The sequence below is a fragment of the Streptomyces sp. NPDC030820 genome (assembly GCF_055572075.1).
In genome coordinates, this window is sequence record NZ_JBVIEB010000005.1 from 419,050 (window position 1) to 442,528 (window position 23,479).

At 67.7% G+C, this 23,479-nt stretch carries 19 protein-coding genes, 1 tRNA gene and 2 pseudogenes; 7 read left to right on the plus strand and 15 right to left on the minus strand.

Annotation, left to right across the window (positions count from 1 at the left end; genetic code table 11):
* Window positions 1-303: pseudogene (locus tag ACZ418_RS16915) on the plus strand (hypothetical protein); the annotation flags it as partial.
* Window positions 304-418: 115 nt separating this feature from the next.
* Here the strand turns inward: ACZ418_RS16915 and ACZ418_RS16920 are convergent.
* From ACZ418_RS16920 to ACZ418_RS16935, 4 genes are all read right to left on the minus strand, one after another.
* Window positions 419-811, minus strand: a complete 393-nt coding sequence (locus ACZ418_RS16920) for a hypothetical protein (RefSeq protein WP_468363218.1) — start codon at window positions 809-811, stop codon at window positions 419-421.
* 196 nt (window positions 812-1,007) lie between these two features.
* The gene (locus ACZ418_RS16925) at window positions 1,008-2,234 is read right to left on the minus strand and encodes a hypothetical protein (RefSeq protein WP_468362979.1); all 1,227 of its coding nucleotides are present in this window, start codon (window positions 2,232-2,234) and stop codon (window positions 1,008-1,010) included.
* Between the two features lie 8 nt (window positions 2,235-2,242).
* Complete coding sequence (locus tag ACZ418_RS16930; RefSeq protein WP_468362981.1) at window positions 2,243-2,710, minus strand: hypothetical protein; 468 nt, start codon at window positions 2,708-2,710, stop codon at window positions 2,243-2,245.
* A 176-nt stretch (window positions 2,711-2,886) separates the two neighbouring features.
* Window positions 2,887-4,203 carry an alpha/beta hydrolase family protein gene (locus tag ACZ418_RS16935; protein WP_468362983.1) on the minus strand — a complete coding sequence of 439 codons (1,317 nt, stop codon included), beginning with the start codon at window positions 4,201-4,203 and terminating at the stop codon, window positions 2,887-2,889.
* A gap of 640 nt (window positions 4,204-4,843) precedes the next feature.
* Between ACZ418_RS16935 and ACZ418_RS16940 the strand changes: the two genes are divergently transcribed.
* Window positions 4,844-7,870 (plus strand): hypothetical protein, encoded by a 3,027-nt coding sequence (locus ACZ418_RS16940; protein WP_468362985.1) that lies wholly within the window; start codon window positions 4,844-4,846, stop codon window positions 7,868-7,870.
* A 175-nt stretch (window positions 7,871-8,045) separates the two neighbouring features.
* Here ACZ418_RS16940 and ACZ418_RS16945 read toward each other — a convergent pair whose 3' ends face one another.
* Entirely contained in the window at window positions 8,046-8,918 is an 873-nt protein-coding gene (locus tag ACZ418_RS16945) for a helix-turn-helix transcriptional regulator (protein ID WP_468362987.1), read from the minus strand.
* 205 nt (window positions 8,919-9,123) lie between these two features.
* Between ACZ418_RS16945 and ACZ418_RS16950 the strand changes: the two genes are divergently transcribed.
* On the plus strand, window positions 9,124-9,975 hold the full coding sequence (locus tag ACZ418_RS16950) for an oxidoreductase (protein WP_468362989.1): 852 nt from the start codon (window positions 9,124-9,126) through the stop codon (window positions 9,973-9,975).
* 220 nt (window positions 9,976-10,195) lie between these two features.
* Here ACZ418_RS16950 and ACZ418_RS16955 read toward each other — a convergent pair whose 3' ends face one another.
* The 3 genes from ACZ418_RS16955 to ACZ418_RS16965 form a co-directional block, all read right to left on the minus strand.
* The gene (locus tag ACZ418_RS16955; protein WP_468362991.1) at window positions 10,196-10,891 is read right to left on the minus strand and encodes a hypothetical protein; all 696 of its coding nucleotides are present in this window, start codon (window positions 10,889-10,891) and stop codon (window positions 10,196-10,198) included.
* Between the two features lie 139 nt (window positions 10,892-11,030).
* Window positions 11,031-11,603, minus strand: a complete 573-nt coding sequence (locus tag ACZ418_RS16960; protein WP_468362993.1) for a hypothetical protein — start codon at window positions 11,601-11,603, stop codon at window positions 11,031-11,033.
* Window positions 11,604-11,838: 235 nt separating this feature from the next.
* Entirely contained in the window at window positions 11,839-12,384 is a 546-nt protein-coding gene (locus ACZ418_RS16965) for an RNA polymerase sigma factor (RefSeq protein WP_468362995.1), read from the minus strand.
* Between ACZ418_RS16965 and ACZ418_RS16970 the strand changes: the two genes are divergently transcribed.
* Complete coding sequence (locus tag ACZ418_RS16970) at window positions 12,358-13,401, plus strand: serine/threonine-protein kinase (protein WP_468362997.1); 1,044 nt, start codon at window positions 12,358-12,360, stop codon at window positions 13,399-13,401. The two genes, ACZ418_RS16965 and ACZ418_RS16970, sit on opposite strands and share 27 nt — an antisense overlap.
* A gap of 275 nt (window positions 13,402-13,676) precedes the next feature.
* Here the strand turns inward: ACZ418_RS16970 and ACZ418_RS16975 are convergent.
* Both ACZ418_RS16975 and ACZ418_RS16980 read right to left on the minus strand, forming a co-directional pair.
* A pseudogene (locus ACZ418_RS16975) lies at window positions 13,677-13,817 on the minus strand (CAP domain-containing protein); the annotation flags it as partial.
* 196 nt (window positions 13,818-14,013) lie between these two features.
* A tRNA-Gly gene (locus tag ACZ418_RS16980) sits at window positions 14,014-14,087 on the minus strand.
* Between the two features lie 280 nt (window positions 14,088-14,367).
* Here ACZ418_RS16980 and ACZ418_RS16985 point away from each other — a divergent pair.
* The 3 genes from ACZ418_RS16985 (at window position 14,368) to ACZ418_RS16995 (ending at window position 15,748) form a co-directional block, all read left to right on the plus strand.
* Window positions 14,368-14,526, plus strand: a complete 159-nt coding sequence (locus ACZ418_RS16985) for a hypothetical protein (RefSeq protein WP_468362999.1) — start codon at window positions 14,368-14,370, stop codon at window positions 14,524-14,526.
* Window positions 14,527-14,649: 123 nt separating this feature from the next.
* Window positions 14,650-15,225: a dCTP deaminase gene (gene dcd, locus ACZ418_RS16990; protein WP_055705140.1), complete on the plus strand. Its 576-nt coding sequence runs from the start codon at window positions 14,650-14,652 to the stop codon at window positions 15,223-15,225.
* A 13-nt stretch (window positions 15,226-15,238) separates the two neighbouring features.
* Window positions 15,239-15,748, plus strand: a complete 510-nt coding sequence (locus ACZ418_RS16995) for a phosphoribosyltransferase (RefSeq protein ID WP_468363001.1) — start codon at window positions 15,239-15,241, stop codon at window positions 15,746-15,748.
* Between the two features lie 395 nt (window positions 15,749-16,143).
* Here the strand turns inward: ACZ418_RS16995 and ACZ418_RS17000 are convergent, their stop codons facing one another.
* The 5 genes from ACZ418_RS17000 to ACZ418_RS17020 all read right to left on the minus strand — a co-directional run bounded on the left by ACZ418_RS17000 (window position 16,144) and on the right by ACZ418_RS17020 (window position 23,295).
* Window positions 16,144-17,457 (minus strand): hypothetical protein, encoded by a 1,314-nt coding sequence (locus ACZ418_RS17000; protein WP_468363003.1) that lies wholly within the window; start codon window positions 17,455-17,457, stop codon window positions 16,144-16,146.
* A gap of 245 nt (window positions 17,458-17,702) precedes the next feature.
* Window positions 17,703-18,431 (minus strand): hypothetical protein, encoded by a 729-nt coding sequence (locus ACZ418_RS17005; protein ID WP_468363005.1) that lies wholly within the window; start codon window positions 18,429-18,431, stop codon window positions 17,703-17,705.
* A gap of 362 nt (window positions 18,432-18,793) precedes the next feature.
* The gene (locus ACZ418_RS17010) at window positions 18,794-20,230 is read right to left on the minus strand and encodes a recombinase family protein (RefSeq protein WP_468363007.1); all 1,437 of its coding nucleotides are present in this window, start codon (window positions 20,228-20,230) and stop codon (window positions 18,794-18,796) included.
* Window positions 20,231-20,368: 138 nt separating this feature from the next.
* Window positions 20,369-20,698, minus strand: a complete 330-nt coding sequence (locus tag ACZ418_RS17015; RefSeq protein ID WP_468363009.1) for a hypothetical protein — start codon at window positions 20,696-20,698, stop codon at window positions 20,369-20,371.
* A gap of 5 nt (window positions 20,699-20,703) precedes the next feature.
* Complete coding sequence (locus ACZ418_RS17020; protein ID WP_468363011.1) at window positions 20,704-23,295, minus strand: helix-turn-helix transcriptional regulator; 2,592 nt, start codon at window positions 23,293-23,295, stop codon at window positions 20,704-20,706.
* Window positions 23,296-23,479 lie beyond the last annotated feature (184 nt).

The window sequence follows — 23,479 nt, forward strand, 5'->3', positions numbered from 1 at the left end:
GACGAAGACGGTGGCTCTGCCGAGGACCGGGCGGGCTCCAAGGACGATGAAGACAGCGACTCTGCCGACGACCGGGCCGACTCCAAGGGGGACGAAGACAGCGACTCTGCCGACGACCGGGCGGGCTTCAAGGACGATGAAGACAGCGACGCTGTCCACGACTGGGACTTCTTCGACGACGGCTGGCGGATTACCGTCATCGTCAACAACAACAATAACAACAACAATGGCGCCAACGCCAACAACAACAATAATAACAACAATAACGTTGGTCGCAAAAACACCAACACCAACAACAACTGATTTCACGGTCTGGGTGGATGGGAAAGCCATCCACCCAGACCTGCGACTGTTTCGCGACGGTCGCACCCACCCCGCCCTCGGCTCGACCACGTGAGCCGGGGCTCGACCCGTTCCATCAGGCGACAGGCCGTCGGACCCGCCCGTGCAGCGTCAACCAGAACCTCTGCAACGAGTCCTCCGGTCCGCCCGTCTCGAAACGGTTGAGAACCTTGCCGAGCGGATTCCAGACCCGCCCATCCGGCATGCGCACACCGACCGACTGGCCGAAGTACGCTCGCTGGTCGACGTCGAAGTCCACCCAGACCGCCCCCGCCCGGCGCACGAGTACCTCGCCGACGTACGCCCCGAGCCCGAAGAGCGCGTCCCGCGACCGCGCCCGGTCGGCCCCACCCTTCCGTAACCCGTCGACGAGGAAGTCGACGACCCGGAGACTCCGTTCGGAGTAGTCCAGCGGCAGCCGGTTGCGGGCGGTGACACGCGCGACGAAAGCCCCCGCACAGGCCCGCATATCCCCTGCGCCCGGCACGCACTTGTCCGCCTCGCTCACGAGACTTCTCCCCCTTCGCCCGGCTTCGGGGGAACAGCCGTACGGTTTCCCCGGTTGACCAAGCGGATGCCGTCTCAGGGACATCACAGGTTATGAGCGTGTCGTTCTTCACACCGAAAGCCGGCTCGTCATGCGGGTCATCAACGATGTCGTCCGCTCACTTTGAGCGGGTGGCCGACCTGGTCTCAGCGAGCCCGCACACCGTCACCGTCGTCATCAGAAATGCCGCCGTCGCCGACAACAGCGTCACCTCGTAGTAGGACGGGGGGATCGACCAGGCAGCCAGGCAGGCGGCGCTCGTTCCCGCCAGAACGGCGCATCCCAGTCTCCGTACCAGCAGAAGTACGAGCGGTCGTCGCCCCTGAGGACGACAGCCCGACCGGTCCACCGTGTTCTGCGCCTCGCCCAGGGCGTCGCGTGCGGCCAGCGCGCAAGCGGTCGCCGCCGTCACCAGGCCCGCGCCCGCCGCCAACGGCGGCGTCCCGAACATCACGCCGTACCGTACGGCCAACGCCGGTACGAAGAACAGGGCCATCCAATAGCGCAGAGCGTGCTTCAGGAAAGCGAGTGTCAGTCCGGGGCGGAGGTGCTCTCCCGGCGCCCGCCACGCCGCCCGGCGCAGTACCAGCAGCGCGCTGGTGGCCGCCAGCGCGAGCGGCAGGCGCTCGGCCGATCGGCCCAGGTTGTAGAGCAGGGCGGTGTCGTACACCACCAGCACGAGCGCACCCAGCGCACCCAGCGAACCGATGAACACCAACAGTCCCGCCATGGAGGCGGGAGTCCTGGCCACCCACGTGTCACGGCTCGCCAGGCGAGCGATGAACAGCGGGGTGAGCACGGCGGAGACGGCCCGGACGACGAGGTCGTCGACGGTGTACGGGGTGCGCAGGTCCCATTCGACCAGGCAGAACACGGCCGTGTACGACACGGAGGCCAGCGGCAGCAGCGCGGAGCGGGCGATCCGCCGGTACAGGTCGGCATCGAGCCAGCGAACCACGGTCGCGAACGCCAGCAGAACAAAGGGAAGCTCGAGGAAAGCCTGCACGCGCAGCACGGACGGGGCGAGGAGGGACGGGGCGGGGAAGCTCTCCGCCAGTCGTCGTACCACCGGATTTCCCGAGGCCAGGTCGAACCATCCCGTCGGCAGGTACCGCGCGATGAACGACGGATCCCCGTGGTGCACGCGCAGCACGTACACCGTGAACAGCACCTGATTCACGTAGATCAGTCCCGTCACCAGCGCCAGCGCAACCAGCGGAGGAAGCGAGCGACCGGTTGCCCCAACAGGCCGGGAACGGCCGGCCACGACACGCGGGGTCAGCGCGAGGGCCAGTACGGCCGACACGAGCACCACGGTGTCCACGCACACTTGGACCGCCCTCATCGACGAGGTCAGTACGTGCGGTAGTAAGGCGGGCTAACGGATCCCGCGATCCCGAAAGGCGTGAAATCGACATCCGCCACAACCCGGTAGACGAATTCCGAGGCGGTCATGTCGAATCGCTGAAACGGTTCCAGCGGATCAACACGAGCCACGATCGGCCAGGTCGATGGATCCGCCGCGATATCGGCCAGCCAGTAGTACTCCTCCTCGACGAGGGAATAGCCCCACTGAACCAACCCCTTGCTTTCCACCTCGCCCGCCCCGAGTGGTCCGTACGGCTCGAACATCCGCCGACTGTCCCGGTTTCCCCGGACAGCTTTCAGCAAGGACTCGTGGTTGGCGGGGACAGATTCCGACCGTTCCTTGAAGTCGGCCGGCAGAGGGGCACCCAGCACCTGTTCGGCTTCCGACCAGTCGGGCTCGCCCGGCTCGGCGCCCCAGCCGGTCTCCGCCACCAGACGATCGACCCATTCCATGTGCACCCCTCCGTCAGGGCGCCGGACATTACCGGGGAATCGGCCCCCCCGGTCGCGGCGCCGGAATCTTCCTCCACCTCGACGTCGATCGTGGTGCTGGGCGACGCCCGAGCAAGCAGGCCCCCGACGCGCCGAAGGGCGGACCCGCGAACAGGACCCGCCCTTCGGATGCCCGGTCAGCGGACGAAGGAGATCTCCGGGTAGCTCCTGTTGGGCCCGTCGAGCAGGGTGCTGTGCTTGTGACGCAGCTCCTGGTCGAAGAAGGCCGCGAGATAGTCGCACTGGACCTTTACCGCCCGGTCCGGGTCGATCGTGCCGAACATCTGCTGGAGCTGAGCCTGGGAGAGCCCGAGCAGGCCCGCCTCCTGCGGCACCATCCACTCGTTGTCGCTGAACGACAGGTGCGCCGCGCCATGGAGCTGGATGTCGACCCGGTATCCCTTGAGATGCGACCACAGCGTGCGCCAGGACCCGTCGTTGTTGCGGTTGTGGGTTCCGGAGCTGAAGAGCATGAAGGGGCGGTCCAGGTCCTTGCTCGGCGCCGTACCGAAGAACTGGCCGTCCAGGTCGGCACCGGCCTTGATACGAGAGTCGAGCTGCATGGAGGTGTCGACCGCCCCGCCGCCCAGCGACCAGCCGAACATGCCGATGCGGGACATGTCCACGGACTGCGCCAGCCCGGTGGGGAGCGTGGGGTGGCCGGGGTCCGGGTTGCCGCCCTTGCTGATCGTGTTGAGCTGGTTGATGACGAAGCGGATGTCGGCCGCGCGCACCTTGAGCGTGTCGGAGGAGTGGGCGCCCGCCGGCATCGTGTTGACCTCCAGCCGGTTGCCGGGGAACTGCACCTCGTTGGCGTCGTGGGTGTGGTCGACCATGACGACGAGGTAGCCGCGGCTGGCGAGATCCTGGGCGTGGGCGGTGCCCATCGCGCGGTCCGAGTGCAGCCCGGTCGAGTACAGCAGCACGGGCAGCTTGCCGAGCTTGGTGTTCACCGGGGCGAGGACATGGCCCGCGGTCCTCGGCAGGGTCACCTGCTGCGGCGACAGCCCGCGCGAGGCGAGGAAGTGGCCGCCGGATATCGACGGCATCCACGGTGCCTGGTAGTGCCCGGACGTGGCGGTGGCCGGATAGAAGAGCGACACCATCACTTCGCGGGAAGTGCTGCCGAACACGTACGGATCCGTACGGGACTTGTCGACGAGGTGCAGGCCGACCATGCCCACGCTGTGCGGCCCGGTCGGCGCGGGCATGTTGAGCTGGAGACCGGACGCATCCGTGCGGCCGCTCGCGAGGGCCTCAGGGTGTACGGGCTTGTGGTGCAAGGGCGCCTCGTCGTTCTCGGGCGCCCAGGGCGTCTTCGGGTCGGGCTGGTCGGGCGAGAACCCGGTGGCCGCAGGCTTGTCGGACGTCTTCCCGGCGGCCATCGCCGGCGTCATCCCCGCACCCAGGGCGACGGCCAGCGCACCCGCCGTACCGACGGCTCTGGCGATCACTCTTCGACGGTGGCGCGGGCGGCGGTGTTTCATGGGACCCCCTTGTTGGTCAGCGATCGCGGAACAGGCGATCGAATGCCGCACACCGTACCGCTGGGGCGGCCGATGGACTGCGCGGAGATCCAAGCCGCCGGCAGCGCCTCCCAGCCGTTTTGCGAACGCGACTTCACAAGCGCCCCGCGAACAGTGGTGCACTGACACATACGCATCCCGCCGAGCCTCTGCTCAGCGAGGAGCAGTTGCTCTCCCAGTGCGACAGGGCGGACTGCTGCAGATCCGCCACGAAGTCGTTCGACGGGATCGGCATGAACCACTTCGGTTTCCACATCGAGGACGCGGCGGCCACCTCTGAGGCGCTGGTGGCCGTCGGCGCTGCGACAGGAGCGCGCACCACAAGCAGGAGTCGACCGTCAGCAAGCCTGTGCACGGGCCGCCCCGCGCGGCTGATCGACGAGGTGACCGGCCAGCTGGTCGAGGAGTATCCGCTGTCACCCCACCGACCGGTGGACCGATGTAACGCGGTTGCTGCGTCTCATGACGCACGATTGCCCGGCCGTCCTCTTCGCGACCCCACCGCTGGGCGCCGCGGATCTCTGTGCGATGATCCCCGCCTTGTTGATCCGAGCAGAATCGGGCTTCCATGCCTTCGCACAGATGCCGCTTCCTTGTTGCTCCGGCAGCCATCACAGCTCTCACGGCTCTCGCCCTCGCCCAGGCGGTCACCCCGGTCACCGCGGCCACCGCGGCTGCGACCGACGTCTCCACCACGCTGGCCGCGCGCACGACTTCCGTGCCCGCCGCGGACGAGATATCGGGTTCCGGTCACGTGGTCGTCTGGCGTCAGAAGACCTCAGCCGACACCCTGGCGCACGGCTGGCTCGCCGTCTCGGGAGGCACACCCCAGGACCTTGGCCGGCTTGCCGACACCGGCGAAACGGTGAACGTCGACGCGGTGTCCGTGCAGGACGGAGTGGTGGCCGTTGCCAGCTCAGCCAATCCGAACGGCGATCTCGCCGATCACGTCACCTTGCGCCACCTCGACTCCGGTGAACAGGACACTCTTCCTGTCGCATACGACAGTTCGGGAGCCGCGGGGGACGAGCGCTACCGTGCGCAGGCCGGCAACGGCATCCTCGTCCAGCAGAGCTACTACGACGACACCTCCGCGTACCGAGTGCGCCTGCTGCTCCGCACACCCGGCAACGAGGACCGGACGCTGTTGTCCGATGACGAGCAGTACGAAGTCCTCGCCTCGGACGTCCACGGCGCCCTGGTGCTCCGGCGGACCGCGCCCGGCTGGGGCCACAAGATCGTGTACCTCGACTTCGCCACCGGCGCTTCGGTCACTGTGGCGGAGCCCGCGACCGACGAGTTGCCTCAGGGCCTGGAGTTCACCCCCAGCCATGTCGGGGTCATCGACGGTGCAACCCTGACCGAGTGGCAGCGGTCGGCGCCCGGGGACGGCTCGTCGACCGTCACCCTGCCCGTCAGCGGGGCGCACTGGATCAGCGACGACACGCTCGCCTGGTACCAGTACAGCGTGGCGGACGGGGCATCCGAGCTGTTCGCGATGGCCAGGGACGGATCCACGGCGGCGAAAGACCTCGGCGGGACCTTCACCGACCTCGCGGTCGGCGACGACGGCAAGATGCGCGTGACGCTCTACCGGCCCGATGTGGACGCCGCGATCCAGACCCTCACCGACGGCCGGGTGTCCACCGCCGCCGGCGACGCCACCACGATTCCCGCCGGCCCCGCCAGGCTGGACGCCCTGGCGCTGTCCGACGGCGCGCTCTACACGGCCGACGACTCCGCCCGCCGACAAGGCGTACTGCTCCGCTCGGACCTCTCGGCCGGCCCGGCCGGGGCTTCGGCGAGCACGCCGTCCCGGGTACTGGACTACACCGGCGGCCTGGTGCACCAGACTCTGGCCGCCGCCGGGGGCCGGGTCCTGGTCGAGCAGGGCAGCGCCTACGAGCCGGGGCACTTCCAGGTGTACGAGAACGGCAAGCTGGTCGGCACACCGCTGAACTACTACGACGTCTCGACGGTGCACGTCGTGGACTTCGACGGTGAGCACGCCCTGGTGTCGGACAAGACGACCGCGACCGACGGCACGCTTCTCCTCTACACCTTCGCGAGCGGCCACATGGAGAGGGTGCCTTCCGGCTCCGCTCTGGACGGCGGCGCCGTGTACTCCTCGGTACGGAACGGTACGACGTCCAGCTGGTGGATCCGACGGACCGACCTGACCACCGGCACCGTCACCACCGTCGCCACCGTGAGCTGCTTGCCCGGCGACCTCCAAGTGCGAGGCTCCCGGATCCTGTTGACCACCTGCGGGGCCGCGTCCGCCACCGGCCTGCTGCTCAAGGCGGGGAGTTCGACCGGCACCACCGTGGACGCCTCCGTACACACGCCGATCCTCGGCACGGACGTGCTCTACACCTTCACCAAGACCTCGGGGCCCTCGGGCGGGAGCACCGTCACGCTGAACGCCCAGACGCTGGGCGGCACGGCAACCGCGGCACAGCCTCTGTTCGCCCTTCCCGAGAAGGCCGACTCCGCCGCCGCCGAGAGGTGGGCGGTCGACCGCGACGCGCCCTGGGCGGCCTGGATGGACGACGTCGGCGTCACCCACGTGACCTGGGCAGGTGTCCCCACCGCTGGCTCGGCCGCCGCCCCGACCGGCTTCAGCCCCAACGGCGACGGCTCGGCCGACACCTGGACCCCCACCTGGACCTACAACCGGCCGCTGAGCTGGACGCTCACCATCAAGTCCGGTACCACACAGGTCCGTTGCTTCTCCGGTACGGACTCCGACGGCACTGTCGAACCGGTGTGGAACGGAACCACGCAAGCGGGCACCGCGGCCGCTGACGGCGCGTACACCTGGACCCTGACCTTGCGCGACACGGTGACCGGCCGGGCGGCGGCCGACGTCACCGGCAAGGTGACCCTGCGCCGGCCGGTCCCCGCCGCCTCCGTCACCGCGCCGACCGTCGCGAGCAGCGCGGCGACGAGCGCCGCGGTGCCGGTCGCCTGGTCGGCCAGGACCGCGGGTGTGAAGTCGTACGACGTCGGCTGGCGGGTCGCCACCCGTGACAGTGCGGGCGTCTGGAAGCTGGGGCCGCTGCAGACCTGGCGCACCGGCACCACGGCCACCTCCGCGGTCTTCGGCAAGGCGGGCAGCCCCGTGCAGCCGGTTCCCGGACTCACCTACCGCTTCTACGTCCGCGCCCACGACGACGCCGGCCAGACCGGCCCCTGGAGCAAGGCAGCCACCACCGGCATCCCGCTCGACGACCGCGCGACGGCACTGCACTACACCGGCACCTGGAAGTCGGTAGCGGCATCCTCCGCCTGGTCCGGCACCGAGCGCACCTCCGCCACCAAGGGCGCGTACGTGTCCTTCTCGGCGGATGGCACCCAACTGCGCATAGTCGCAACCCGGAAGTCCTCGGGCGGGCGCTTCGCGGTCCTGGTGGACGGAAAAACGGTCGGTACGGTGAACACCTACGCCGCGACGACGGCCTACCGGCAAGTGGTGTTCACCTACACGCTCGGCACCACCATCACGACCCACAAGGTGCAGTTGCGGGTCCTCTCCGGCAGCACACCCGGACGATCCACCGTCATCCTCGACGCCATCATGGTCACCCGCTGAGCCGTCCTGCCCGGCCGGGAGGCTGCCACGAAAACGGCAGCCTCCCGGCCGATGCGGTCGTTCCTGGGCGTATGTGTTCTGGTGTGACGTTCGAGAGGGCGGGATCGCACCGCTGTCGACCGTGGTTGTCCGCCCCTTTGGGCATCCCGGTCTGGACCCCCCATCCGGCGGGCGTCTAATGATCTGCGTGCTGCCCGTGCGAGGTCTCGGGCTGCCGTATCCACGCGGCCAGTAGCCGAAGCGCCTCTTCGGAGCTGGAGCCTTCCTCGGCGGTGTAGACACTCAGCCGCTGGTCCGGGTCGGCGGGCAGGGTGAGGGACTCGTAATTGAGGGTGAGCGGGCCGACGATCGGGTGGTGGAAGTGTTTGCTGCCATGCGTGTGCCGAAACACGTTCTGGTCGGCCCACCAGCGGCGGAAGTCCTCATCCGCGATCGAGAGTTCGCCGACGAGCTCGGCCAGCAGCGGATCGTGGGGATGGCGTCCGGCGTCGCGCCGGAGCGAGGCGACGATGTCCTGGGCGTGGGTGTCCCAGTGGGTGTACAGCGAGCGGGCGGTCTCGTCGCAGAACATGAACCGCACCAGGTTCCGCTCGCGGTGCGGCAGCGCGTCGAAGTCGGTCAGCAGCGCACGTGCCATCTGGTTGGACGCGAGTATGTCCAGTCGCCGCCCCAGCACCAGGGCGGGGGTGTGCTCGAGGATCCGGAGCAGGTCGCGCAGCCCCGGGCGGACCGGCTGCGGACGCGTCGCCGTGCGGCGGGGCCTGACTGCGGCGGGCTTGGCGAGCTGGAACAGATGGCTGCGCTCGACGGGATCGAGGCGTAACGCGCGGGAGATGGCGTCCAGCACGGTCTCGGAGACGTTCAGCCGGCGTCCGCGTTCCAGGCGTACGTAGTAGTCGACGCTCACGCCCGCCAGTTGCGCGACCTCTTCGCGGCGCAGTCCTGGCACTCGCCGAGAGCCGCCGTCGTCGGACAGGCCCGCCTGGCGCGGGGTGATCCGTGCCCGCCGAGAGCGGAGGAACTCACCGAGAGCTGTGTTGCGGTCCATGCCGTTCACGATAGGGCCCAAGAGCGCCCCGACGGCCCGCGAAAGGGGGACTGGCAGTCCCCCGGTCCGGCTGTCCCCGGGGCGAAGCGGACCCCCCGGAAGCCGATCAGCAGCCGATTCCGGTGCTGAAGTGGAACGTGTCGGGACCGACCGGGGCCGCACCGCCCCGGTCGGCCTCTGTTCGCATCGCACGAAGGGAACTCCTGTGTCGGACACCAAGACATTCCTGATCACCGGCGTCAGCACCGGCCTGGGCCGCGCACTCGCGCGCGCGGCGTTGGCCGCGGGCCACCGGGTGGTGGGCACGGTGCGCACGCCCGCCGACGCACGGGCCTTTGAGGCGCTCGCCGGCGACGCGCACGCCCGCATCCTGGACGTGACCGACCATGACGCGGTGGACACGGTCGTGGACGAGACCGAGCGCGACCTGGGCCCGGTCGACGTACTCGTCGCCAACGCCGGGTACGGCCATGACGGCCTCTTCGAGGAGTCGTCGATGGACGACCTTCGCCGTCAGTTCGAGGTGAACGTCTTCGGGACCGTGGCAGTGATCAAGGCCGTGCTGCCGCACATGCGGGAGCGGCGCTGCGGCCACATCATCGCCGTCACCTCGATGGGCGGGCTGATCACCATGCCGGGCCTCAGCTTCTACCACGGCAGCAAGTTCGCGGTGGAGGGCATCCTCGAAACGCTCGGCAAGGAGGTCGCCGATTTCGGCATCCATGTCACCGCCGTCGAGCCGGGCAGTTTCCGGACCGACTGGGCCGGCCGCTCGATGATCCGCGCACCCCGTGTGATCGCCGACTACGACGAGCTGTTCGAGCCGCTGCGCGCCCGGCGCATCCACGGCAGCGGGCACCAGCCGGGCGACCCGGACAAGGCCGCGGCCGCGGTGCTGCGAATCGTGGCGGCCGACCAGCCGCCGACGCGCCTGCTGCTCGGCACCGACGCGCTTCGGCTCGTCCAGGCCGGACGCGACGCCTTCGAGCGCGAGATGCTGGCATGGGCCGAGCTGTCGGCCTCCACCGACTTCGACGACGTCAGCCGGTCCGCCTGACGTCACTCGCTGTCGGACCCCCAGCGCGGGGCCTCGACGGCGGCCGTCATCACCAAGCCGGCCCGCTCTTGGTCCACCACAGCCGGACCCGCTGACAAACCCCAGGCGACCGACCCGGGGTTTCATCCTGACCCCGACCAGACGTTCATCAGCCGGCCCGGACGGTCCCGGGACGGGGGCAGCACCCACGCGAACAGCTCCCGGAACCGCCCGGACCAGATCAGTCGGCCAGCCGGTTGACGGCACCGGCGGTGATGCCCTCCATGTAGCCGGGGTCGTCGCTGGGCTGACCGGTGAGTTCGACGATGCCGAACCTGTGGCCGCTGCGGATCACCGCGACGCCGCCGGCAACCTTGCCGTCGCCGCTGAAGGCCGGGTACCAACTTCCCTCGCCGGCCTTGACGGTGATCGTGTGCCCCTTGCCGTAGTACCAGTGACCACGCGGCTCGTCCTGGCAGCCGCGCACCAGCTTGTCGAGCTGCTTCTCGTACGAGGCCGCCGATGTGTCGGTGGTACCGTCCGCGACGGATTCGGTCAGCGAGGTGCCTTTGGTGTCGAAGCTCCAGGTCACGTCGGCATAGGCGGCGGCCTTCCCCTTGGTCAGCTCTCGCATCGTCTCCTCGCCGGAGCATGCCGAGAGAGCTTGCTTCCCGGTCAGGTCCACCGTCGCGCGGACCGGGGCCAGGCCCTGCTGGAAGAAGTCGTCACTCTGCATCAGGGCGGCGGAGCCGAGGCCGGGTTCGGCAGCAGCGGCGGCAAGGGCGGTCGCCGACCGGCTCGCAGAGCTCGTGTCCGCGCCGGCGGCGGGAAGCGCGCCGATGCCGACCGCTATCAGGGCGGCACCGACGGAGGCGGCCATTCCTGCGGTACGACCGCGACGCGCAAACTTCCTGCGGGCTGCCTGGTTGTCGAACATCTCATCTCCTGTCTGGTCGCGACGCGGTTGGCGTCGTCGTACATCTGGGAGATGCCGGAGGTACGGGAGATGTTGGATAGCGATCTCCCGCGATCGATGTGACCCGTGTCACGTCCACTGGTTGGGGGCGGGGGTGGTCTCAGAGTCGTGTCACGGCCGCACGGACGATCCGCGTCATCGCAGCCGTGTCCAGGCAGGCATCGATCTCCAGGACCCCGTAGTGCGAGCCGTTGCGGAGTACGGCGACGCCTCCACACGGCTCCTTGCCTCGTGGCGCGGTCCCTGTGGTGTTCAGGTCACCGCCGTACACACCCATCCAACTCGCGGTGATGTCCGCAGCGACGTCGATCGTGTGCGTCGGCCCGTAGACCCAGTGGGTGGCGGGCTCGCTCTGGCACGGCACTTCCTCCAGCAGCAGGCGTTCCGCGTAGTTCTGAGCCAGTGCGCGGCTGCCGGCGTCGTCGGCTACCTCGCGTGCGACCTGATCGTCGATGTTCGCCGCCTCGGTAGGGTCGCCGGGGCCTGTGTCCTTGGTCGTCACCAAGCCGCGGAAGTGCGCGTCGTACGCTCCCAGCGTCTCACCGAGGGTCTTCTCGCCGGTGCAGGCCGCGTTGGCGTAGTTGCCGTCTCCGACGCGATCCCGCACGTAGATGCGCTTGGAGAGACCCACCTTCCGGAACTCGGCCGCTGTCAGCAAGTGCCGGTTCGTCATGGGCCCGCTCGCGGGCCTCGGCGCTGGAGAGCCGTTGCCCGGCGAGGACGCCGCAGCGCCTGGCGTCACCCTCGGGGTGGCCGGAGCAGAGGGCGCGGGCAGGACGAACCGGCCGGTCAACAGGCCGAGTCCGATGGCTACCGCCAGGATGACGACGATCGTCCGAGGACGCACGGCAGCACCTCCCGGCCCGCGGTCGAGCTGATGCCAGGTGGGGGCGGGAAGCCGGGGCGTCTCAGAGGCCACCGCCGAGACGGTCCCGCATGAAGCGACGGGCCTGATGGATGCGGTCCTTGACCGTGCCCAAAGGAGCGTCGGTGATCTCGGCGACCTGAAGATAGGTCAGGTCGCCGAGATCGCGGAGCACGAAGGACTCCACCAGGGCCGGGTGCCGCTCCTCCAGTGCGGCCAGCGCCTCCATCAGGTCCAGGCGAGTCCCCGCGATGACGCTCGTCGTCCGTGGGTCGACACCGTCGGGAACGACGGCATGACTGTCCTCCGCGCGTCGGCGCATCGAGCGATACGTGGACCTGGCGGCGTTCGAGGCGATCACTGTCACCCAGCCGAGGAACGAGCCTCGCCCGGTGTACTCGTGCAGATGTGTACTGATGGACAACAGGGCGTCCTGCGCGGCCTCTTCGGCGTCGGCGTGGTGCGGAAGAAACCGGGAGCAGCGGCGCATCACGGTGGGCCGAAGCCTGACGAGGAGGCGGTCCAGGGACGCCCGGTCACCTGCCTGGGCAGACGCCACGAGGTGCGTCAGCTCATCCTCCTCGAGCACCCTGCTGTCCCCCCGCTATCGTCCGACCTGGACCCCACTGGGTCGCACGGAAGTTCCCGACTACCGTCGGCCACATCCGCCACATCGCCCCGGGAAAAATGTTGCCACATGCAGAAGCTAGGTCGTTATCTCCTCGAGGACAGGCTGGGAGCCGGTTCGTTCGCCACCGTCTGGAAGGCATACGACCCCGAGCTCGACACCGATGTCGCGGTCAAGGTGCTGGCCGACAACTGGGCGTCGAACGCCGATGTACGACAGCGCTTCCTGGCGGAGGCGAGGCTGCTCCGCAAGATCTCCAGCCCACGTGTCGTGCGCGTTCACGACGTCGGCGTCCAGGACGACCGGCCGTACTTCGTCATGGACTACGTCCGAGGCGGCACGCTGGCCGAGAAGACAGGGCACTGCCGGCCCGCGGAGGCACTCCGGCTCGCGGCCGAGGCCGGGTACGCAGTTCAGGTACTCCATGACGCGGGCGTCATCCACCGCGACATCAAGCCGTCGAACCTCCTGCTCGACGCCGGCCGCACGCCTGCCGCCGTACTTGTCGCGGACCTCGGCAGCGCGAAGCAACTGGCCGACGCGTCGGGGCTGACAGTCACCACCGGCACTCCCGCGTACATGGCGCCCGAACAGGCCCTCCAGACGGGCGGGTTCGACGGGCGAGCCGATGTGTACGCCCTCGGTGTCGTCGCGTTCGAGTTGTTGACCGGACGCAAGCCGTTCGGGTCGGGCGGTCGCACAGTCCTTGTGACGCAGCAGGCGTCGACGACGTCGTTGCCGTCCCTTCCCAGGGAGCTGGGGGTTCCGGACGGTATCGAAACACTGCTTCGCGCTGCGCTGTCCGTTGAACCTGACGAACGACCGCAGACCGCACAGGCGTTCGCGGATGCGCTGCTGTCACGGGAGGGAGAGGAGTGGGCGTCGGTCAGGTCTTCGGGGCCTACGCGCCTGACGGTCTGGCTTGCGGCGGTCGTCGTGTTCCTGATGACAGCGGTGCTGACCTGGTTGTTCCGCTGAACTTGCGGGTACCGCGTCCCATACAGAAGGTGCCGCCTGTTCGCGAGCGCCGCAGCAGGCTCCGGCACGACGCTCGCCGTAGCTCGTGGTTCGCCTCGGTGCCTTCGGCCTGCTGGGGAGACATTGCTGTCCGCGGTGCACTGCTGGGCGAGCGGGCGCACTGCACCGGCCGCGCCCGCAGCGCGACGTACCGGTGACGAGTCCGCCCGCTTGCGGATCTCCTTGAAGCCGCAGTCGAGGATGTTCGCCCTGTGGCCGGAGCTGTTCATCCAGCCGTCCATGACGCTCTCAGGAGAGTCGTACCCGTAGGCGACGTTCTCGCCCGCCGACCTGTACTCGTACCCGACACGGGAGAGCCGGCCGCTCATGGTCGAGCCGTCGGAGCCGGGCGCTTCTGGCCGTACGGCGTGAAACATGAACTCGAACGCGGCGGCCGACCGCCACGTCCAGATCGTCGCCGCGATGGTGCGTGATGGCCTGTAACTCCGCCGACGGGCCGGAAGCCGGGGCGAAGGGAGCCCCGGCTCACTGGGGCAGGACCCCGGCGGGGCGGCGCGACTCGGCCCGCCGAGGGGACAACAAAACCCCAGGCCGCTGACCTGGGGTTTTCTCTGGAGCGGGTGACGAGAATCGAACTCGCGCTCTCAGCTTGGGAAGCTGATGTTCTACCATTAAACTACACCCGCGTAAGTACGGACATGATCCTCGCGGAGTCGGTGTCCGGACCTTGCTCACTGTACATCATCGCAGACCCCTGGTGCTCAGGCCCGGGGGTCTGGGTGTGTTTCAGAGGTCGGATCCGGCTGCGGGCGCGGGGAGTTGGGGCGTACCGTGGGGGTCTGGCGGAGGGGCCGGGAGAGGCCGGAGTGCCGCCTGGAGAGTCGCGTCTTTGATCCCGTAATGTGGCTTTTGTCGTCAGGGCGTTACGCCCGACGAGGCTCTTGGGGAAGGGACTTAAGGGACTTGATGGAACGCACCGTCGTCCGCTGCGCGGACGGGCACGTCTTCAGCACCGCTTCGTTCCCGATGCAGCAGGCCGAGCGGCTCGGCCCCGGCCGGCTCATCAGGTGTCCCGGGTGCGCGCGGCTCCGCAGTGTGGTGCCGGTCGCCCTGGAGAAGCGCTAGCGGGAAGAGGCGCCGGTCAGCAGACAAGCGCGCTAACGCGGTAACACAGACCGCAGCCGTAACACAGGCGCGCGGAGTCGTCACGATTGTCGCGGCTCCGCGCGCCTTGCGTATCCTCGCTACGTGCTTCTCTCAGACAAGGACATCCGGGCCGAGATCGACGCCGGGCGGGTACGGATCGATCCCTACGACGAATCCATGGTGCAGCCGTCGAGCGTCGATGTTCGGCTGGACCGCTACTTCCGGGTGTTCGAGAACCACCGGTACCCGCACATCGACCCCTCGGTCGAGCAGCCCGATCTGACCCGGCTGGTCGAGCCGGAGGGCGACGAGCCGTTCATCCTGCACCCCGGGGAGTTCGTGCTCGCCTCCACGTACGAGGTCATCTCGCTGCCTGACGATCTCGCCTCTCGGCTCGAGGGCAAGTCCTCGCTCGGGCGGCTCGGGCTCGTCACGCACTCCACCGCCGGGTTCATCGACCCCGGGTTCAGCGGGCACGTCACCCTTGAGCTGTCCAATCTCGCCACCCTGCCGATCAAGCTCTGGCCGGGGATGAAGATCGGCCAGCTGTGCATGTTCCGGCTGAGCTCGCCCGCCGAGTTCCCGTACGGCAGCGAGCGCTACGGCTCCCGGTACCAGGGGCAGCGCGGGCCGACCGCCTCGCGGTCCTATGTCAATTTCCATCGGACCCAGGTGTGAGGGCCACAGCAGCATGAGTGCAGTGCGGGAGAATCTGACCTACGAGGCGTTCGGCGGCGCCATCCGTGAGCTCGCCCAGACCATCGCCGACGACGGGTACGAGCCCGACATCGTGCTCAGCATCGCCCGGGGTGGCGTGTTCGTCGCCGGTGGGCTCGCCTATGCCCTCGACTGCAAGAACATCCACCTCGTGAACGTGGAGTTCTACACCGGGGTGGGGACCACCCTGGAGATGCCGGTCATGCTCGCGCCCGTCCCGAACGTCATCGACTTCTCCGACAAGAAGGTGCTGATCACCGACGACGTCGCCGACACCGGCAAGACGCTGAAGCTCGTGCGCGACTTCTGCCTCGACACCGTTGCCGAGGTGCGCTCCGCGGTGATCTATGAGAAGTCCCACTCACTGGTGAAGTGCGAGTACGTCTGGAAGCGGACCGACGACTGGATCAACTTCCCCTGGTCTGTGTTGCCTCCATGCCGGAAGTCTGGCACGCCGATCACGCCGTCGAAAGAGGCTCTCTGAGGCTCGTGGGGCTTGAACCGAATTGTGGGTGCCGGGTGCGCCGCTGCCTGCGCGGCGGAGGCCCCCACAGATCCGGAAGCCTCACCGGCTGGCTGGCTGACTGGCTGACTGGAAGGACGGAAGGTGCGGACATTGGGGCGTTGATCTCCGGCTCGACGAGAAACTGATCTTCGTTCTGGAGGTGTAACCGGGACAGGGCCCACCCACGGTCTGGTCACACCTGGCTCCTGCGACAAGCAGCCTGAGGACTTCGTCCGGCGTGTGACTGGTTGGTCATATGTGGGCGGGGGCTGATGGATCGCGTACTGAGCGCGGCCCAGCCCCTTGCGTGCTGCATGAGTCCTCGATGGCGAGGATCATTGCCCATCACCAGCCGTCGGATAGGCGGATTCAAGCTAGGCAGTTATTGATAACGCAATGACTGGGGTCGACCGGCATAATTGCCCGTTCAACGGACTGGCTCCCCGATGCTGGAGTTCGTCGAGAATGTAGCGGATTTCGTTCAGGTGTCTCTGTTTTGCCTGCTTTCCGTAAATGTACAGAAATGGCCATTGTGGACCGCTGAACTCTGAGGGCGCATAGCCGAGCTGACGCACCAGTCCTTTCCCAAGTGTGTAGACCGAGGCGGTCACGGCCAGTAGAACTCCAACCTCTGGTTTGACGCTCAGCTGGCCTTCAAAGAAATTAGGGTCCGCGACCCCGATTATTGTGCTGGCTATACCTGCCGCCCCAAATACAACCTCATCCTTGCGATGAGACATCTGTTCCAGTGTGCCAGGAAATTCGTAACCTCCCATTTGTATCCTTAGCTGCTCTATCAGCTCGCCATTCAACTCTTCCGGCTTGTGCCCCCTAAGCGCCCTGCACATTCCTTTCATCCAGACCATCAGATCTGCTCTTCCCCGTCCATGGATGAATTTATCGAGGCTTTTTGGATTGCCAAGTTGTCGTGAATGGATGTTGAATTCTGTCAGGACTTCCAGGAGCTGGACTGCTAGTTCGCCAAGCCCCACATCCCGGCCTTGATCAGTCTCACGTGTCTGGGTATCGAACGACTGCATAATTTCTTCGGATGGTGGCTCTTTGGCTAGGATGCGCAAGAAATCACGATGCATGCGTCGCACTAGGAAGGGGGCGTCCACCTGGGCATACGCAATTGCCTGGCCGTGGTTGTAGGCGTCACGAAGGATTCTCTGCGCAGCTTTGTCGGGCTGATCGATGTCCCGAAGCGCCGCCTCTCGTGTGCCACCGGGGATCTTCATCCTCCGGTTCTTGTCTCGTAGCACATTGTTCCAGCGTGATACTTCATCCGGGTGCTCGACAAGATACCGCTCCGCCCATTCGTACCCACGCTCGGGAGGAACGACTGCGACCCTCTGTTGGCCCTTCGGCTTGCTTGAATCTTCTTCGCATATTTCCCGTATTCGTCCATCAATTTCATTGTCCCAAGCCGTACCGGGCCAACGTTGACTATTGCGCCAATTTGGCTCACAAAGCCACTCGTAACGTCCGAATATGCGGACCTCTCCTTCCTCTACGTATTTCAGGAATGCTTTGGGGGGCAGCTCTGGGGAATTAGATTTGAGAATTACGCTAGATGGCGCCCATAGGCAGGGTTGGCTCATCGCGATCATTCTTGGGAGTTCTCGATAGCCGGCATCTCCGTACTGGCTAATGTGGCAGAATGTCGAGAAGGTGGAAATACTCATACGCCATCCCTGATTTCTTTTAATTCTCTATCCTGGGATGGATGCCCTCATTGGTGCTACTAAGGGGCAGTTGATCCGTGCCTCGGCCGTCATTGGCGAGCTGTTGCTTTATGGAAACGGTTATGAGGCCAGGATAACGCCAGGCTCGTAATCCTTCCATGCGGGCACGTGAAAGGATCACCAGCATGGCTCGGACGGAATGGGTCAGCCCAACCGAAGCGGGAACCGATTCACGTGAAGCAGCCTCAGAACGGAAGTTCGGGGCTGGCTGCGCCTCGCTTGATGGTCGTGATCCGTTCATGGAAATCGCGTGTAGCGGTTTCGCGCGGGTACCTAGCGCGTAGTTCCTTGTCCAACTCGTCAGCGACTAAAAGTAGGGACGGCAAGGACTTGCGATCCGCTTCGAGGGCCTTGGCCCACATGCCGATGGCTTCCTCGATCTCACCCGTGCGGGCAGCAGCGACTCCGAGGGTGAGGCGGGCTTCTGCGGCGCGCATGGGTGAGATCTCGGTGCCGTCCGGGCCGGTGCTCATGCGGATCACTGAGCGGGCGTGGGCTGCGGCGCGCTCGTCGTCTCCGAGGAGACGGTAGGCGTCCATCTCGTAGAAGTCCCACTTGTCGGGGTCGATGATGAAGTGGTGTTCGGGGTGGTCCGGCTTGGCTCGGCCGGCATCGAGGGAGTCTCGAACGAGGCGGGCGTCACCCATGCGGGCGGCGGCGCGTGCCTTGTGCGCGTAGAGCTGTACGCCGACCGAGTGACTCTGGTCCGCTATGTGCCCGGCCTCGACGGCGTTGAGCATGTCTTGGCATCGGCTCTGGGTTAGGGCGAACCATGCCTCGATCTCCCATGCCCATGCCTTGATCTCGCCGTGGCCGGCTTCTTCGCCGATGCGGAGTGCGGCGGCCTTGCTGAGGTTGGCGGCTTCGCGCTGGCCTCGGTCGTATGGACGCAGGCGTTGAGCAGGAACAGCCATCCGGTGTCGACCAGTAGCTCTCGGTGCTGGCGCAGGGGTATGCGGCCTTCGGCTGCTTGGTGACGTACTGGAGGCCGTTGCGGGTGCGCTCGTGGAGGTAGTCGGCGTCAGCGTAGGGGTACGCGCGGGCCAGTTGATCAATGCCCTCTTCAACCAGGGCGGCGCTGTTGATGCTGGACATCTCCGTGCGGCGTAGCATCTCAGCGATGTCCCAGCTCCCATGGGCGTGGGGTGAGTCCTGCGAGATGGCCTGGGATGCGTAGGCCGTCGACCACTTCGAGGATCTTGTGGAACTGCGCGCAGGACCACATGACAGAGGCCCCGGTAGGTTCCGGGGCCTCTGTGCGTACTGCGGTTCGGCGTCATTCACGCCAGACAGGCTCGATCAGATCAGGGTCGAAGATCCGCTTTCCCCTCCCGGCTGGGTGGATGATCACCGCCGACAGGCTGTGAAGGATGATCTCCTGTTGGCGCTCAATGGGGAGATCGAAGAACTCTTCTTCCGTCAGGTCCTCGGTGCGGCCCTTCGCCTCCCTCTGCTTCTGCTCCTTGTAGAACCGGGACCGTTCCAACTTCAGTTCGTCTCGGAGCCTCTCCTTGGCAGGCAGCAACTGCAGGAGAGTGGAAACGCTGATCTGCTTCGACTTCTCCGCCTCAACCAGTTGCCGGATATCGGCGTGCACGTCCTCCAACTCCTGCTCGCGCGGCCACCGTCGATCTTCGGGCGCATCGGAACCGGTGGCCTTCTCGCGCTTCTCCTCAAGTACCAACCGCACGATCAGCTTGTCCACGGGTTCGCCAACCCGCCCCACCTTGCCGCACCCGCCGTTGACCACTGAGCACTGGTAGCTGTACTTCGACGCCTTGGAGTCGGGCTGCCACTTGCGGTTGAGCTGTCCCCGGATCTTGGTCTTGCACAGTCCGCACCGCGCGATGCCGGAGAGCAAGTACTTGCGGGCGAGCGACTGACCGGGCCGCTGCTGCTTGCGCTCGGCGATCGCCGCGCACACCGCCTCCCACTCCTCGACGGTGTTGATCGGATCCCAGTCCCCCATGACGGGCTGTCCGTCGTCGCCGTACAGGACCTCGCCGTGGTACGTCCGGTAGCCGACCAACCGGGGGTTGGTGAGGATGTGCTCGACGTGGTGGTGGGCCATGCGCTTGGTGCCTTCGCGCGGGTTCCCGAGTCCCTGTTCCTGCCACCGCGTGCGAATCGTGCCGATGCGGACTCCGGCAAGGATCTCGCGCTGTGCGGCTCGGATGGCCTTCGCGGCCTCGGGGTCGACCTTGGTCCGGTCGTCCTTGCGCCACCCGTACGGCGCTGGGCCGCCGCTGTCCTTCCCCTGCTGGGCCAACTCCAGGTGCTTGCGCCTGATCCGGCGCGATGCGTCGTGGGACGACTTGTTGGCGAACGCCACCATGATCCGGGCCATGGTCCGGCCGTCCGGCGTCCCCAGGTTCACGTCATTGGTGACCGTCGCGAACTCCAGTCGCGGCCGCTCGTCGAAGATCTCGATGAGCCGCTCAAGGTCGCGCGGCTGGCGGGCGAGACGGTCAAGGTCGTACGCCACGATCCCGTCAATGAGCCCGGCTCGGAGATCCTTCAACATCAGCTCGAACTCGTCGCGCACCACGTTCCGCTTGAACGCGGACACATCGTTGTCCTCGTAGACCTTCACGGCCTGCCAGAACCGGAGATCGGCGAGACGCTCGCAGTCCGCTTGCTGCCGGGCTACGCCTAACGCGTCGCCCTCGTCGTCCCGCGAGATACGGGTGTAGATCCCCACCTTGCGCGCCACTGTCGGGCCCTCCCCTGATTGCGCCATGCTGCGACGATGCCGGAAGAGCCTACTACCCTCATTCAATTCACTCAGCCTGAAGCGTCGAGCCGCCCGTCGTGCAGCGGGCCGGGCAGGTTCTCGACGCCTGAGGCGCGATCAACCCGTGTCGGTCGGGTGGATGTCGCTCAGGCTGTCGACGATCGTCACGGGCGGCGGAGGCGAGGGCGTGGGCACCTGGATGAGGATCGGGACATAGACCACGTCGCCGTGCCGGTACTCGGCCTTCCATGAATACCGGTAGCACACGGTCACGTTGGGGTTGCGCTGTGTCGCATAACACCGGAGTTCCGACCTCGTCGGTGTGGACTGTGAATTCTGTGGCAGGGCGTCGGCTTCGGCCGTTGCCGCGCCCCATGCGCCGAGTGCCGTACAGCAGGAGGCGGCCGCGGCCACAAGGCCGACGCTGCGCAAGGCTGCTTTCTGCATTCTCATCACCCGCGCTCGGAGTGGTGGAGTTTGCGGGCCGCTTCCTGCCGGGTGTGGACGCCGAGTTTGCTCAGTACCGCGCCCACGTGATGCCCGGCGGTCTTGGGGGTGATGTAGAGGCGAGCGGCGATCTCGGCATCCGACAGGCCCTCGTGCAGCAGCTTGAGGACGTCCATTTCCCGGATGGTCAGCCCGTACGGATTGGCCCGGGTGGCCGCCCGCGGGCCACGCCGGATCGGGCGGACACCGAGGGTACGCATCACCGCGCGGGTGCGCGCCACGGCCGACCGGGCGCCCAGGGCCTCGAAGGCGGTCAAAGCCTGGTGCAGCGCGGGCGCGTCACCGGACAGGCGGACCAGCGCGGCGTGGTACGGGCAGCCGAGCCTGTCCCACTCGGCGGCGGCGCCGGCCCAGTCGCCGGCCAGCTCCAGCGCGGGGGGACCGGCCGCGGCCACCTCCGGGGGTGTCCCTCCGACGCGGCGGATCCAGCAGGCCAGAGGCCCGGACAGCCAGGGATGGGTCCGGTCCGCCAACGCGTCCAGACCGCGTTGTGCCTCCGTCCGCACCAGCTCGTGATCACCGGCCAGCCAGGCCGCCTCGACCCGGGCCTCCCACCCCAGGCCCGTGTCCAGCAGGCAGTTCGAGTCGACCAGGCTCGCCGCCTGCTCCAGCAGCGGCCACACCGGGGCCTTGCCCTGGTGGGCCCGCACCAGGCCCAGGACGGTCAGGGCGAGGGCCCGGACGACCGGTGGTGAGCCGGGATGGGACAGGACGTTCTGTGCGGTATCGGCGGCCTGGGGCCACAGGCCCCGGTTCAGCAGCCCCCAGCTGCCCCAGGCCCTCGTGCACAGCAGGTACGACAACAGGTCGCGATCGAGGCAATAGGCTTCCGCCCGTTTCACGGCCGCGGTGGTCTGGGCGGCGTCATGCTGCAGCGCGGTGAACCAGCACATGACGAACGCCAGGAAACCCGCGTCCTCCGGCAGTTCCTGCGCCATTGCGCTGGACACCGCCTGTTCGCAGTCGTCCCAGCCGGACCCTTCGCTCAGCATGCGTGCCGCCGCGGCATGGAAGCGGGCTTGGACGACCACCCCGGGATCGCCGAAGCGCTCACCCAGAGCGATCGCCTTGTCGGCGTAGGCGGTGGCCACCGCCACCCCCTCGTGCTCGTAGCAGGCCAGCTGGCAGAGGTTCAGATAGGCCCGGCCCAACTCCTGGCTCGGCGCCAGTCCTTCGAGCACCCGCACCGCGTCCAGGCCGGTCCGTCTGGCCTCGACGGTCCGCCCGGCCGGCCACAGCCAGCACGACAGCCAGCGCAGATCCTCGCCCTCGCGCAGCCGGTCGCCCAGGGCACGGCGCAGCTTCACCGCCCTACGGCGAGAAGCGACTCCCTCGTCCAGCCGGCTGGACAGGAGACAGGCCTGCGAATGGCCCTCCAGCAGAAGGGTGCGCTGGTCGGGCGGCAGGCGGTCGGCGTACCGCAGGGCGCGGGCGTACTGGGCGGCCGCCTCCCGGTGCGCGCCCAGCGCGGCGGCATGGGCGGCCGCGGCGGGCGCGTACTCCAGTACGGCGGTCGTATCCCCGGCACCCTCGGCGTGATCGGCCAGCAGGGCCAGATCGTCCGCGGCGACCGGGCGGGACCGCATCGCCGTCAGCACCTGCCGGTGCACCCGGAGACGGTAGGGGGCGGGGACGGACTCCAGCACCGCCAGCCGGGTCAGCTCCTGGCGGAACTCGGTCATCTGCCCGTCGGTCCGCACGATTCCACAGGCCACGACCTCGGCGAGCGCCTCCTCCGGGGCCGACAGCATGCCGGCCAGCAGCGGCAGCGATACCCGGCGCCCCAGGACGGCCAGCACGTCGACGACCCCGCGCGCCGCGGCCGACAGGCCGGCCAGGCGGCCGGCGACGGCCTCGCGCACCGTGGCCGGGATGGGCTCGGCCGGGGCGGCCAGGATCTCGGTGACGATGAAGGGGTTGCCGGCGGAGAGGTGATACAGCTGCTCGGCGTCGACGGCGTGGCCAGCGGCCAGCCGGGCCACGGCCCGACGGCTCAACGGGGCCAGGTCATGGCGGTGCACCCAGGGATAGCCGGCGAGGGTGCCGAGGAGAGCGGTCACGTCGTGGGTGCGGCCGATCTCGTCGTCGCGGTAGGTGACCACCACCAGCGCCGGAACGCTCGGCAGCCGCCGGGCCAGGTAACGCAGCAGGTCCATCGTGGCCTCATCGGCCCAGTGGACGTCCTCCACGACCAGCAGACTGGGGTAGGAGCTCAGGTCGGCGAGGAGGCAGTCGAAGACCTTGTCGGAACGGCAGGTGCCGGCCAGCGCCCCGGTCAGGGCGGCGCGCGTCGCCGGGCCCAAGTACGGGGCCAGGTCCATCAGCGGGCCCAGGGGGCGGGGGGTGGCCAGCGGGTCACAGGCGCCGGCCAGGACCCGGATATGGGGATCGGCCAGCTGGGCAAGACGGTTGACGACGCTGGTCTTGCCGATGCCGGCCTCGCCGCGCACAAGGGCCATACGCCCAGGGCCGCACACGGCATCCTGCAGGTGACCGGTGAGGTCCTGGAGCACGGCCTCTCGCTCTAGCAGGTCCATCACCAGCCAGTTTCCCTCTGCGGCCGGGGCCGCGCAAAAGATCCAGACCGATCAAGACAGGTCCGCAGATGGGGCGTTGTCCCGGGCTTCTGGGGTGGGACGTGGGGTGTGCCGGGGTGGAACTTGGGGTGTCCACCCGATGTGCCCCCGGCTGCGGCAGAGCATGCTGACGAAAGAGGCAGTG